This window comes from Balneola sp. (assembly GCA_003712055.1).
Classification (GTDB): domain Bacteria; phylum Bacteroidota; class Rhodothermia; order Balneolales; family Balneolaceae; genus RHLJ01.
Genome location: RHLJ01000001.1, coordinates 48143 through 61718, shown reverse-complemented (window position 1 = coordinate 61718; position 13576 = coordinate 48143). Strand labels below are relative to the sequence as shown.

Annotated in this window: 10 protein-coding genes and 1 tRNA gene; 3 read left to right on the top strand and 8 right to left on the bottom strand. The window is 38.7% G+C overall.

Annotation, left to right across the window (positions count from 1 at the left end; genetic code table 11):
• Positions 1–98 precede the first annotated feature (98 nt).
• Entirely contained in the window at positions 99–1742 is a 1644-nt protein-coding gene (locus tag ED557_00260) for a hypothetical protein (GenBank protein RNC85245.1), read from the bottom strand.
• 52 nt (positions 1743–1794) lie between these two features.
• On the opposite strand from ED557_00260, the gene ED557_00255 reads away from it, so the two are divergent.
• The 3 genes from ED557_00255 to ED557_00245 all read left to right on the top strand — a co-directional run bounded on the left by ED557_00255 (position 1795) and on the right by ED557_00245 (position 4928).
• Positions 1795–3120 carry a hypothetical protein gene (locus ED557_00255; GenBank protein RNC85244.1) on the top strand — a complete coding sequence of 442 codons (1326 nt, stop codon included), beginning with the start codon at positions 1795–1797 and terminating at the stop codon, positions 3118–3120.
• A 32-nt stretch (positions 3121–3152) separates the two neighbouring features.
• Positions 3153–3758, top strand: coding sequence for a penicillin-binding protein activator LpoB (locus ED557_00250; GenBank protein ID RNC86121.1), 606 nt, complete (start codon positions 3153–3155; stop codon positions 3756–3758).
• A gap of 63 nt (positions 3759–3821) precedes the next feature.
• Positions 3822–4928, top strand: coding sequence for an FAD-binding oxidoreductase (locus ED557_00245; GenBank protein ID RNC85243.1), 1107 nt, complete (start codon positions 3822–3824; stop codon positions 4926–4928).
• A 46-nt stretch (positions 4929–4974) separates the two neighbouring features.
• On the opposite strand, the gene ED557_00240 is transcribed toward ED557_00245, so the two are convergent.
• The 7 genes from ED557_00240 to murQ form a co-directional block, all read right to left on the bottom strand.
• Positions 4975–6390, bottom strand: coding sequence for a hypothetical protein (locus ED557_00240; GenBank protein RNC86120.1), 1416 nt, complete (start codon positions 6388–6390; stop codon positions 4975–4977).
• 107 nt (positions 6391–6497) lie between these two features.
• Positions 6498–8765 (bottom strand): hypothetical protein, encoded by a 2268-nt coding sequence (locus ED557_00235; GenBank protein ID RNC85242.1) that lies wholly within the window; start codon positions 8763–8765, stop codon positions 6498–6500.
• Positions 8766–9050: 285 nt separating this feature from the next.
• Positions 9051–9138: transfer RNA gene (locus ED557_00230), tRNA-Ser, on the bottom strand.
• Between the two features lie 66 nt (positions 9139–9204).
• Positions 9205–11187, bottom strand: a complete 1983-nt coding sequence (locus tag ED557_00225; protein RNC85241.1) for a GWxTD domain-containing protein — start codon at positions 11185–11187, stop codon at positions 9205–9207.
• Positions 11188–11242: 55 nt separating this feature from the next.
• On the bottom strand, positions 11243–11926 hold the full coding sequence (locus ED557_00220) for a hypothetical protein (GenBank protein RNC85240.1): 684 nt from the start codon (positions 11924–11926) through the stop codon (positions 11243–11245).
• Complete coding sequence (locus tag ED557_00215) at positions 11923–12651, bottom strand: 1-acyl-sn-glycerol-3-phosphate acyltransferase (GenBank protein ID RNC85239.1); 729 nt, start codon at positions 12649–12651, stop codon at positions 11923–11925. Before ED557_00215 ends, ED557_00220 begins: the two co-directional genes overlap by 4 nt.
• A 3-nt stretch (positions 12652–12654) precedes the next feature.
• Positions 12655–13575, bottom strand: coding sequence for an N-acetylmuramic acid 6-phosphate etherase (gene murQ, locus ED557_00210; GenBank protein RNC85238.1), 921 nt, complete (start codon positions 13573–13575; stop codon positions 12655–12657).
• Between the last annotated feature and the right edge of the window lies 1 nt (position 13576).

The window sequence follows — 13576 nt, the reverse complement described above, 5'->3', positions numbered from 1 at the left end:
GTTTATGGAAGCGGTTCCAAAGATATGGATTTGCAGATGTATTTAGTAGCTCTCAGAAGATAATGTTTATTAAAAAAGGCATTCAAAACTATGAACACCTAAAACTGCATAATAATTTCGGAGGCAAAGCCTTGACGAATTTGAACACCTTGTTGAATGTAGTAAGGTTCGGGAGCTTTAAAAGGAAAAGGTATCCCCTGATCCCATCTATTATTGCTATTTCTATCTATAAACACTTTTAGGGTGTAGTTTACTGGTGGCAGGTTTTGGATCAACAAACTATCTGTAAATACAGTGTCTACAGAAAAAGCAATGCTTTCATTTTCGAGCGACACAGAAAACACCTCCCCACTATCTCTATTGGCTGCTTTTAAAATGAGATCACCCAATTCCACTTCATCCCAAATTTCCGGAGTATAAAGTTGACGTCTTCTTGAGTTTGGGCTCCAAACAAGGAATTGATAGGTCAATCCTTCTATCCATGTACCCTGAGGATCAACGAATAGTCTATTATTAATTACTTCAATTGCCGGCCAGTCATCAAAACTCACATCCCCTTCTATTACTACAATGGAATCCAAAATCATTGGATCCTGGATTGGAGCTGCATACACTACTTCTACACTTTGAGTAGGAGAAATTCCATTTTTTGTCTCATGACTTATTATGCGCTGAATGGTTGTATCTGCTTGTGTACTTCCTTCAAATATTACATCCTCAGTCACAGCTCTATTTCCAGCCGCATCGGTAATTCCGTTAACTCTTATCCCATATTCCTGAGATAATCCCAACTCATTACTTGATTGAGCATAAGCAACAAATGGGTCTTTTTGAGAATTATACAGCACATAACCAGATGAAAACTCCTCACCTAAAGTATCCAGAACCGAAATATCAGCGCCTTCCTGAATTTTTATATTTTCATTAAACCTCAGCCTCAACCGGTTAGAAGAAAATAGCCCTACTCCCAATAACCTGGGTGCAATAGTATCTGGTTTATTGATGTATAAAACATCGAGAGTATCTCCTCCGGCTTTTTCCAGTTCTATTAACTCTTTTGAAAACGGTTGAGCATCTTCCAGGCCTTGTTCCCAAATTTTATTTCTGTTTCGGTCATCCACATAGATAGCCCTATAGGTTCCCTCTCGTAGATACGCGAAGTTAAATTCACCCGAAGTATCGGTTTCAGCCTGGTAGGTCGCTTTTTTTGAGAAGTCAAACGGCTCTCTATAAAGCAGTACCTTTGCTCCATCTGCTGATCTTCCTGATTCAGCTTCTTTGATTTTCCCTGTTACCGTACCCTCATCAATTTCCGGTCCGGTAGAAACGGCAACAGTTAAGGGTCTCCCCATCTTATTTCTTTTTGTATCTGTAATCTCTCCCCCCAAGGTTAGAATCACTGTGGTGGAGTCAGGTAATGGATCCAGAAATGTGATCGACAGTTTTTTCTTCTTCCATTTAATGCGGTATTCCAGGTCTAAATCCGGTTCAACATTAATATTCTGTGAAACTGATGATCGCTGGATAAACTCAGAAAACTGGAACTCGAAGGTGTCTCCTGTAAAGTTAGTTGTGCCCGGTACAGGAAAGGTTTCTGTGACTCTTGGTGCCTCTTTATCTGGTGGACCACCAGTTGGTGCAATTGGTGTTGCACAACCATAAATCGTCAAAAAAACGACTAGCACCAAAATGTGATATAACCGGGGATTTTTTTTGACGTAACTTTGCGTGTGCTCAATCATCAAGCAAATATACAAATGGGATTTAAAACTTATGAGGTTGGTCAAAAAATAGATGGAGCAAAAAACAGAACATAGTAATTCTTATTGTATTAGAATATTGTTCCCTTTCCTTTTGCTTCTAATAGCAGGATGTAATTCTTACCTATTAGATGATGCTCAATATGATCTAAGAAATTCCTTCGCTGATGGAGATTATAGCCAATCAGAACAACTCCTGAAAAGTTTTGATGAAAGAGATCTATATAAAGGAAAAGACGCTGTACTTTGGAATCTGGAAAATGGGATGATCTACCGGTTTGCAGGAAAATATGATAGCAGTACCACTTTCCTGCACCAAGCAGAGCTTGATATCGAGAACAATTATACAAAGAGTATTAGTGTTGGATTTGAATCTCTAATCGCAAACGACAATAAACTAGCCTACGATGGAGAACCTTATGAGGATATATATCTGAATGCATTTAAGGCATTAAATTTTGTCCATCAAAAAGACTGGGAAGGCGCACTTGTTGAAACCCGGCGTATGAGCTTTAAAATGGAACAACTCGATATAAAGATTAAAGGTCTTGCTGATGCCTTCTCAAAGGCAGACAGTTCCGGCAGAGGAGAATGGGAGTCGAATAAAGTAAATATTCAGAACAGTGCCTTTGCTCATTATCTGTCAACAGTTTTATATGCTAAAACCGGAAATCCTGATAATGCCCGCATAGAGTTTGAAAAAATAGGAGTAGCTTTCCGTGATCAGGCAGCACTTGGCAATTATGAGCCCTTCGATACTAAAGAGCTTGAGTACCTGAAAAACCCGGGAACATATAATGTCCTCCTAACAAGTTTTACCGGTCAATCACCTATTAAATATCAAAATGACGTTAGATTATTTCTTGATAAGAGTTATTTAAAATTCTCCTTTCCTTCAATAGAATTATATCAGACAAGAGTACATAATGTTCGAGCTGTAATAAACGGAAAAAGAGACCTTAATCTTCATCTTATTGAGGAAATGGATCTTGTTTCCAAAGAAATCTATCAGGCCAAACAACCTATTATTTATACCCGGGCTTTTCTCCGATCATTATTTAAAGCTGGAGGAACCTCTTTAATCTCCGATGCAATTGAAGAAGAAAGTACAGAGGCAGGATTTGTTGCAAAAGTTCTAAGCCTATTATATAAAGAAGCGAGTGAAAAAGCCGATTTAAGAGGATGGCAAACAATGCCCGGTCAGGCCTGGATGCATGCCATTAACCTCCCAATAGGCACTAATACCGTCACATTAGAATATCTTTCTTCAACAGGACAAGTACTCTATGCTGAAGAATATGAAGTAGATATAACAGAAAATACCGACCTCGAACTTATAGAATCTATTTTTTCAAAATGAACATTATCAACCAAAACCAACAGGTAACCACAATGAGATACACTCTACTGAGTACACTTATGATACTTATGGCAGTTACTGCCTGCCAGCCTTCAAATAAAGTAACACGAATCGACCCAGGTACAACTACAGATCTATCTGGAAAATGGAATGATACAGATGCCAGACTCGTCGCTGAAGAACTGATTAGTGATGCACTAACTAAACCATGGCTCAACCAATTTAGCAGGGATACGCAGAAACCTCCTGTCTTAATACTGGGAAGAGTTAGAAATGAAAGTATGGAACACATCGATACTGAAGTATTTACGAAAGAAATGGAACGTGCTTTTGTAAACTCTGGCTCTGTATCAGTAGTAGCAAATTCAGAAGAACGCCAACAAATTAGAGAAGAAAGAGCAGATCAACAGGATTTTGCTTCCTTCGAAACAACAAAAAGGATGGCAGAGGAATTAGGCGCCGACTTTATGATGATCGGAAACATTAATTCGATTGTTGACGAAGCCGTTGATAATAGCACCCTTGCTGTCTTTTATACTGTGAATCTTGAACTCGTTAATGTAGAAACCAACCAAAAGGTTTGGATTGGAAATAAGAAGATTAAAAAGTTGATCGAACGCAGAAATTACAGAGGGTAAAATTCCTCTCGCTAATTTTCTCAGGCTTTCTGATTTTCAGAAGGCCTTTTTTTATGGATATAGATAATTAACAGAGTTACCAAAAATATCGACTATTGCATACTCGGAGCTGGTTTAGCAGGTATAACTCTTGCAAAAGAGCTTTCATCCAATGGAGTTAGTACATGTGTAGTTGACCCTTATGGAATTGCTAGCGGAGCCTCCGGAACTCCCTTAGGGTTAGTAAATCCCGCAGGTGGTCGATTCGCTTCTTTATCATGGAGAGCTGAAGAATGTTATCAGGCTGTGTTAGAGAACCTCCAGTATGTTAGCGAACAAAGTCAGAGTTTCTTCTTTAGAAAGAGTGGTGTACTTCGCCCGGCTCAAGAAGAAGAAATCGCAGAAAAAATGCATCGCAATTTTCATGAGTATAATTGGCCGGAGGGGTGGATTTCATGGATGGATGAAAAAGAAATAAAAGAATTTCATCCAGGCATCTCATGCGTTGATGGAGGTGTATGGTTACCTGTTGGATTAACCGTAGATATACCTACCTATTTACTCAATCATGCAAGGTTACTTGAATCCCGGGGAGTAAAATTTATCACTGGCAAGAACTATCAGCTCACCAACTCCACTCAAAAATGGCAGATTAGCTTTGATGATGGAAGAACTATTGAGGCTGATCATATTGTCTTTTGTATTGGTTCTTCAATCTATAATCATTCGCTTTGGAATACAATCAAAACTCATACTATAAAAGGGCAATTGGCTGTTTTAGAATCAAAGGCTCCCTTAGATTTTGAACATGCTATTTCCTCCTTGGGATATATCACCTCATTATCAGGTAATGAATTTGTTGTTGGTAGTACTTATGAACATAATTATGATCATCAAAACCCTGACCGAAATGGTCTGGACTATTTAATGAAGAGATTTAGCCAGGTTTTCCCCTCTTTAGCGAAAAACTCCACACTTAAAACTCAATGGTCTGGTGTGAGAGTATCTACTCCTAATCGAATGCCTGTTTTGGGAAATAATGATCAGGTTCAAAATTGCTCAATATTTACAGGGCTGGCTTCAAAAGGACTTTTATATTCAGCTTACCTTGCTAAGCTAATGAGTGAGTTTCTGATACATGGAAAGGCGTTGCCTGAAGAAGTTTCGATTGAGCGGTTCTATAAAAAATAAAAGCCCCATCCATTTCTGAATGAGGCTTTCAAAAATCCAACCGATCTTAGAACCGGATTACTAAACCGCTAAATGCTGCAGTAACCGAATTCCCATTGCTACCGGAATTGTTAGCCATAGATGCTGCTACGGTAAGTTCCAAGAAACGGAAATCGAGACCTATCCCCGCAGAGTAAGATGCAGAAGAATAACCTCCTAAGCGGGTTCCAACCCTAATTGGAATAAACCCTAATAAACGATATTGAGCTCCTAATGTAAGTGCACTTCTTCTTGAGTTAGTACCTACATCATTAAACCCAAATCCATAATCCAGAGTAGTAGTGAGTTTACCGAGGGTAAGTGCAGCTCCAAAGTTATACATTCCTGGTAATGAATATTTCTGGTTACTTGCGTCTTCAGAAGTAAATCCTCCATACACATCATTGCCAAGACTATCAGCTAAATCTTCGAAGTAATCTCCTGGTGCTTGGTCACCAATATCTCCATCAATAGTTACCAAACCTGAGGCTGTTACGCGAGAAGGTGTTTCGTCATAAGTAATACTACCCATATCAGTAATCGACATTGCCAATACAAGTTTTTGTCTTTTACCAAAAAAGCCAAGTGCTGGTAAAGAAACATCAAGCTCTGCAGTAACACCCAAATCAAGACCAAATCCGGATCCTAGTGTTCCAATATCAGAGCCAGAATAGTCGACATAATCTTCCAGTTTTGCATCTTCATCTACTTCACGAGCTAAAGAATACGCTCTAAGTTGTTCCGAGAGCTCTCCGTAGGAATACAATGAATACTCAAAATCATGAGTAATACCACCATTACTGGTTAGTGATACAGGATTAACCGTTAATGTTGAAGTTAAGTCCAGCTCGACAGATTGCATACCTACAAGGTATTTTGGAGCTACACCTGCATATAAATTAATCCCATTGATGAAGGGCAAAGATTCTACTAACCCAGTTAGTGGTACAGGTAACTTCATTGCATAACCAATAGAGATTTCGGTGTAAGAAATCGTACGACTATTTAAATCTACAGGTACCCCGGATCCAAACTGCTCGGAATCAAGTCCATAAAAATATAATTCTGCAAATCCCTTGTTAAAAGTAAGGTCTTGAGTGGTTCTTACTCTTGTAGCAAGACTAAAAGCAGACTTCCTCCCCCTACTAGAAAACCCAAGAGGTACAACATCTATAGTAGTTGACAAATCACGTGTATTGGTAACATCAGAACCAAACCATTCTTCTAACATATCAGTCCTGATCTGCCCTTCAATCTTCAAGCCTCTTGTTAAATATTGATCGTAAACATCCAGGTTTACAAGAGAACCTCCGGCTCTCACTCCTACTCCACCAACTAGCCCTAATTCTCTTTTGGGCTTTCGTCCGTCATCAAGCATTAAGTTTGCTGGGTTTAGGAAATTAGCATGGTAACCATCAATAAATGCGGTACCTCCACCTCCCATACCAAGGGTAGTTGAATTATAATGCCTGCTTTGCGCTACTAAAGAAGCAGCCGAAAGAGCAAATGCGATCGTGAAAATGAATCTTAAATTTTTCATGGTCTGCTTCCTTAGTTTACAGTGTTTTCGATAGTGATTTGTGCACTAACACTGATTCGAATGGCATCAGTTGCTCTGAATTTGACCTCTTCATTACTAGTAGTCCTAAGCTCAGCTTCAATAACAATTGAAGCAGTATCAGATAAGTCGAGTAACTGCTGTTCTGTAAGAGCTATTTGAATACTACCATTGGTACTCATTGTAGCAAAGCGTGTTATTGCGTCAACTTGTGCACCCAGTAACTCGTACCTCTCACCAGCTGATGCGTCGATCGGAAGTGTAGTAACTTCAGCTCCGTTCTCATCTAATAAAATTAAACTTAAATCTACCCCAAGTGGCAAACCATTGCTGTAATTGATGTTCAATAGACCTTGTGTAATCCTAAGATCATCATTTTCATCTGGTAAATCTTGAAGATCAGATGTTTCTGTTGTATCAGAAAAAGTTGCTGCACTACTTGTGCTAAATGCTAAAGGAAGGTTTACAGAAATCATTGGATCAAATTCCAATGGAGTACTGATTGTTGCTTCCGTACCATCTTCATTTACTAAAGATTTACCAATAAACCTTATTTGGTTTGGAAGGTTATTTAAAAACTGGTTCACTGTTGAATTGGTAGAATCAAAAGTAAGTGAAAATGGCCCAGGATTCGTAACCGCATCATAGGTTTCCAATTCAAACTTTATCATTTGATCAGGTTGCAATTGAACACCATTAGCTTCAAGGCCACTTATTGGATCTACTATATCCACCTCAGTAACTGTTCCAGCTTTCCCACTTAAATACACTTCATCGCCATCCCCATTTGTACCAACAAACGAAGCGTAAATGGTTGTAGGAACCTCAATATTTGAAGTATAATTGATGGTTAAAGAAGCTTGAGTGAACTCAAGACCATCAACCTGAGAAGAGAGGTCTTCAAGACCATCTATATCTGTTATTTCTGCCTCAGTATCATTGAAGACATCAATAATACCATCATCTCCAACGTCATCACCAAGTATTACGGTTTGAGGTAAAATATCTCCAAAAGCTTCTGCTATAGTCAGATTATTAATTACTACTCTGGATGAAACTTCATCTGTTTCTGTGATAATACGGTTTTGATCTGATGGATCAGTTTCTTGTGTATTTTCAGTGATAGCTACAATATTGTACTGTACCTCATTATTGAAAGCGAATATTCTGTATCCAGCTAAATCAATATTCTTAGCATTTGAAGTACTGCTCCTTAAGACCTGGTCATTACCTGCAACATATTCAATTACCAAGGAATCACCAGGCAGATAGCTGGGGCCTTGTCGAATCTCAGGAAAACTTATTAATAAAGTATCAAGAGTTAAATCTATACCATTTACGATTGGGTCTATAACTATAGTTCCAGATTCCATCTCCATATAATGGTTAGGTGAAGAGAACACAAATTCAGTGTCATCAAATTCAGTTGTACTACTGGTAACAAATCGTTGAGGGGTAAGTGCTGCTTCAACAGCAGAAGCTACAAGATCTACACCCTGAATATCTTCAACATCCATTTCTCCAGGATTAGCCTGAGTATTCTGAGCATTCCAGGTAACTGAAATATCGACATTTATATCAGCTAACACATCTCCATCAGAGAAAGGAATTAGGCCACTACTGCTAGCTCCATGATCAACATTACTTATTGTTCCGGTAGCCACAAATGTTGCCCCAGAATTCAAGTCTATGTCAATTTCTGCGATATCAAATCCCAAGTTATTAAAAATAGTAACCTCTACTCCTCCTCGTTTAATCGTGGCGCTTACAAAGTAATCTGTGTTGCTACCTACTTCGATATTAACAGGGGTTGGAGTGGTCCCGCCAGGAATTGGTGTACCTGCTGGCACTAAAGCTGGGTTTAAGCCTGTTACCTCTTCGAAACTTGCACTACCAAGACTAGATCCACCTGAAGAAAAACTTCCAATCTCCAACTCACCTACTTCTGAGCTAAAATCAGTTGGGTCGGTAGTTATTTCAGGAATAGCATCATTTAGATCTCCAAACTCGAAATCTTGTTCCTGAGAAAGAGTGATGAACCCGGTTGCATCTAATGTAAAAAGCGAATCAAATTCGCTTCCTGTTGTATCGATCAATACATCTACTGATCCGCCACCGCCTAAAAACTGATATTCTTTATCAACAAGAATAGGTGTTTCTATGCGCTGGGAAGTGGTAAAATCTGGTTCTTTTGGTATTTCACACCCTAGAAAGGTGCCAAAGACCAACAACCAGAAAGCTAACAGCTTGAAATTACGCATCTGTTACTTGATTGAGTTTTGATTTGAAATGTTAATTCTAATAAACCTAAGAAAGGGGATCCTGAATGCAAATTAAATTCTTACAATTCAATGTTTACCCATATGCCTGTAGATTACTCTAATATTTCTTGAAAGTAGTGATAAATTCTAAACTTTATGTGCAGTTTTTTGTTGAAGCCCAATTATTTACAGTTGCACAATAGGGTGTTATAAATACAGTTTAAAAAAGACTCTTGGTCGATTTTCCTGACTGAGTCTGCTCTACAAAGCCTTGGCAAAGTAGAGCGGAGAGGGAGGGATTCGAACCCTCGGTACCCTTGTGAGGCACACACGCTTTCCAGGCGAGCCCGTTCGACCACTCCGGCACCTCTCCTTTTGAAGGGCGACAAATATAGAAGTAATAAGTTCTGTTATCAATACAATTAGTACAATTTCTACTCTAATCAGAAGAAATCACTTTAAAGCTTAAATCTTTTTCTACTCTTTTCTGAGTATTTAAGTCCGTGAATACAACAGAAAGTGTATAGTCGCCAGGTTCCAGGTCACGGGTTTGAATTTCCAGGTTGTCCACAAACCTGGAACCGCGGGTTTGAAACCCTACTTCCAGACTTACCTCCCTTTCCTTCCCTCTTAACCATTCAAATCCCCTATCTCTGGTGATCTCATATTTTAGCTGAAATTCACTTAGTCCTTCAGTTGGGATCAAATTGTATAACTGGAAATGAAGCGCCAGTGCTTTACCCTTGGGAATCATGCGTTCGTGAGAAACTACAAAAGGAACTAGGGTATTTAATTCTGAATCATAGTCCAGATCATATCCAAAGATTATATCACCCAATACTAACTCTTCCGGATCATTTTCGAGAGGACCGGGTAGTTCATAATCAATTTTACCTAAGCCTCGCAATGAACTGGAAAAAGCTGTATTAAGCTTCGGGTTGGTTTCAGTATTTCTATTATGAAGCTCTGCTTGAAAGATGATTTTATTTTCATCACTCACATACGGTATTGTGAACACAGAGTAACTGGGGGCACTTTCTTCTTCACCCGTTACTACCAGTTCTGATTGGATTCTGGACTGAGTGCGTACATTTCCAACTTCGTCAAGAATTTGAATGCCATGCAAAAGCTCATATTGCTGAAAAGCTTCTTCAAATAATGTACCCTCTGGCATCATAATTTCATCGTTCGAACTTAAGTCTTCTACAAAGGCTCGATGAGGTTGACTTTCTAAAAATGTGGCATAATAAGGTTGGCCATTTACACCAAGAAATCGATACGGATATATCTTTATATCAATATTTCGAATCATGTTTGATGTTGAGGTAACTTGCTCAGGAGCTGCATTTCTTGCCAATCTTATTGCTAAATCCGCTTCTTGATTAAGTACAGGCCCTAAATGTGGTCCTAACCTCGCAAGACTGGTCGGACTAGATGCATCCCAATTCATATTCATTTCAGAGGCAAATCTTCCAAAGTACATATCCAAACTAGCAAGCTTTGTGTAGTACACATATTGGAAAACCATACCGGGACTAATTACTCCAGCTTCCAACTCAAATCCAGCCAGAGTGGGATGGTCAAACCTCTTTCCAAAACTAAATGCCTGATTAGGAATTAGATCATCTATAGAGTTAAGACGCCTCAAACCAAAGGGAGATTCCCCAAATATTAATACTAAATTATCCCGCATTTCAGTATTGAACCTGTTATAAATCCATACTTCATAATATGGAGTTGGGTCCATTCCAAAGATAACCGATCGCATTACATCAGGATCACATGCACTCAAGATATTGCATGTTTTCTCTATATCAGATTGAGACACCCTTAAAACACCGGTTCTTTTTTTTAAAGGAGGTCCATATCTAATGTACTCAAGCCCCCTATCATCGGTATTATAAACTGTATTTTCGTTTCTGTCATAGTTAGCACGAGCATAAGCTATACGTTGCCAATGCTCGATTAAACGCTCGTTGTATTCTGTAAAAGGTGTTGGATCTATTTGCTTCCAGAATCCATTTAAGTATTCAAAAAAGTCTGGATCATTTTGAGAAAGGTAATTTCTCAGATTCTTTTGAAGCTCTTGAGACATTATGGGTTCGACCATAGAAAGTTCTAATTCCCAAATTGCAATATCTTTGTTCTCTATTGAGTCAGCAGATAACGCCCATTTATAAAGATCCGAAGCCGACTCATAATAGCCCCTCATATCATGCTCGGTTGAAACGCGGATATAATTGAGAGCAATTTCTATACTAGGTTTATCTAATCTTTCTTTAGCAGATTCCCATATCTGAAGTGCCGCTTCGTAATTTTCATTTAATTCCATGAAGCGACCATCTTCAAGAATCTGCTTTTCAAGATGAATCTGGTCGTTACTAAATGAGATCGCGAATAGAAACAGTAGTACAGAGGCCATATCATTAATTTTGTTGATTAAACTTTTAATCTACAATCAGCGAAAATAATTCCCTTTAAAAACCAAAAGTAAATGAATTCTGAGCATAGGCTCCTACCTTCTCTCCTCCTTCTGTAGCCGGGCGGAACCTCCATTTATAGGCAGCTTCAAGACTTGCTTCGATCAATCCATACCTGATACTCTGAACGACTTCGTAGTTCTCTCCTTTATCATCGTAAAGTCGTACTTCTGAAACATAGGCCTCTTTTACACTACCATCTCTGTTTACAAGAAAATTCACAAAAATTATGGCTTTTATACTGGCTTCTTTTGCCTCTTCAGGTACAATAGGTTCAAAAATCTTAGTCACTCTGGGAGGACGATCAGGGTTACCAGAAATCCGTTCTTCGTCTCCTCTTTGACCCGTTGTAATTGATTCACTCAACGGATCAGCATTTTGAAAATCATCCATCTCTGGAAAATCCAGGATTTCATCTTCAATCACTTCATAAGTAGGTACTGGTATCGGAACCTGGGGTTTTGGAGGAGAAGCTGGGGCATTTGCCTGCCTGGTTACTATCATCTCTTCGACAATAATGGCCTCATTATCTGGAATAATAAAAGCTGGTTTTTTGATTTCCTGTTCCGGCCAGAATTTAAATACAGATATCATAATTAGCTGAGCCACTATTATACACCCCATTATTCTGTGTTGATAGTGGGTTTGTGAAACGATGATATCTATAACTTCTTTTTTCAAGAAGATTCCAATCTTTCTTTTTCCTCAAGTATAATCGTTCGGCAATGGGATTTTAGTGCGTTCATATTGTCAAAATCATCAGGATTAATAGCATCCAAAACTGACACTTTAAAATTTCCGTCTGGGTTTAACATCTTTGATCCTGAAATAAGCACTTCATAAGGCCCGTCGACAACAATTGGCTGAATCTGAAAACTGTGTTCCATAGCTAGTAAAAAAGCACCATTTTTGAACGATTGTAAGTTACCATCCATTGAACGTGTTCCTTCAGGAAATATCATAACGGGAACCAAATCTTTTAACGGGTTTACTAGATTCGATAGTTTTTTGAGGGCCCCTTTGCTACCTCTATTTATCGTAAGCTGCCCTGTTAACTTTACCATCCAGCCCATTACCGGTATAAATGTCATACTATGCTTTACTACCCATTTCATTTTCCAAGGGAGTTGAAAAAGAAGTGGTATGTCCAGAAAACTCTCGTGATTGGCTATGAAAATAGTAGGCTTAGAAGGATCATATTTTTCTTGCCCTTCAATGGTAATTTTCCACCCAGGACTCACATGCATTAAGCACCAGGCCATCATTCCGAGTACTTTATTGGGTATTTTTTGGTACCTGTCGAATGGGAAAGTGAGAATAAAAGTGGCTAGAATAAGGACGAAGAAAAGTAAAAATAGTACTACATAATAAGTCCAAACAAAAATACTGAACAAAACCTTATTCATATCTCAATTCTCAATCGCTTTTCTTATGAAACCATTATGCGTTTTTAGTAATGATTCCGCTTCCTTTTTATCTACACCTGACAAAATCATTACAAGAGCTGTTTTAACATGGCTGCCCGACTTATCCAGAAAAGAGGTAGCAGTATCATAATCTACCTTACCAAAATTCATGATGATTCGTTTTGCTCTCTCTACAAGTTTTTTGTTTGTGAGTTTGAGATCCACCATTACATTTTCAAGAATCTTTCCCTGTAATATAAAAGCTCCAGTAGTAATCATATTGAGAACCATTTTCTGGGCACTTCCACTTTTCATTCTAGTGCTGCCCATTATCACTTCAGGCCCAACAGGAACATCAATAGTAATATCACCCAGAACACTTAATTGGTCTTTAGGTACCGTAGTAATTAGAATAGTTGAAATGCCTAGTTCCTTTGCTTTTTTGATTACTCCAAGTACATAGGGAGTTCTTCCACTTGCAGCAAGTCCACAGACAACATCAATTTTAGAAGCTTTGCTACCCACTAAATCATTCTCTCCAACAAGCTCTGAGTCTTCTGCTCCTTCCTGTGCGACAAACATCGCTTCTTTTCCACCAGCAATAAAGCCTTCAACCTGACTTGGATCAGAACCAAAAGTTGGAGGGCATTCTGCAGCGTCTAAGACTCCTAATCTGCCACTTGTCCCTGCTCCAAAATACAGTAAGCGCCCTCCTATGTGAAAACTGTCACTTACTATATCAACTGCTTTCGAAATTTCATCGATCTTCAGAGATACAGCATCAGCAACCTTTTTATCCTCTTGATTGATTAATGCTACAATTTCGCTCGACGAAGCCAAATCTATAGACATTGTATTTGGGTTGCGCTGCTCTGTGTCTAGTTTTTTTAGCTGATCGAAGAGCTTCTGTTTTGATGTATCCATT

What these genes read in the sequence shown, in the direction of transcription:
- ED557_00260 (RNC85245.1), bottom strand. Translation starts at nt 1,742, where the DNA reads ATGATTGAGCACACGCAAAGTTACGTCAAAAAAAATCCCCGGTTATAT.
- ED557_00255 (RNC85244.1), top strand. Translation starts at nt 1,795, where the DNA reads ATGGAGCAAAAAACAGAACATAGTAATTCTTATTGTATTAGAATATTG.
- ED557_00250 (RNC86121.1), top strand. Translation starts at nt 3,153, where the DNA reads ATGAGATACACTCTACTGAGTACACTTATGATACTTATGGCAGTTACT.
- ED557_00240 (RNC86120.1), bottom strand. Translation starts at nt 6,390, where the DNA reads ATGGGAGGTGGAGGTACCGCATTTATTGATGGTTACCATGCTAATTTC.
- ED557_00235 (RNC85242.1), bottom strand. Translation starts at nt 8,765, where the DNA reads ATGCGTAATTTCAAGCTGTTAGCTTTCTGGTTGTTGGTCTTTGGCACC.
- ED557_00225 (RNC85241.1), bottom strand. Translation starts at nt 11,187, where the DNA reads ATGGCCTCTGTACTACTGTTTCTATTCGCGATCTCATTTAGTAACGAC.
- ED557_00215 (RNC85239.1), bottom strand. Translation starts at nt 12,651, where the DNA reads ATGAATAAGGTTTTGTTCAGTATTTTTGTTTGGACTTATTATGTAGTA.
- murQ (RNC85238.1), bottom strand. Translation starts at nt 13,575, where the DNA reads ATGGATACATCAAAACAGAAGCTCTTCGATCAGCTAAAAAAACTAGAC.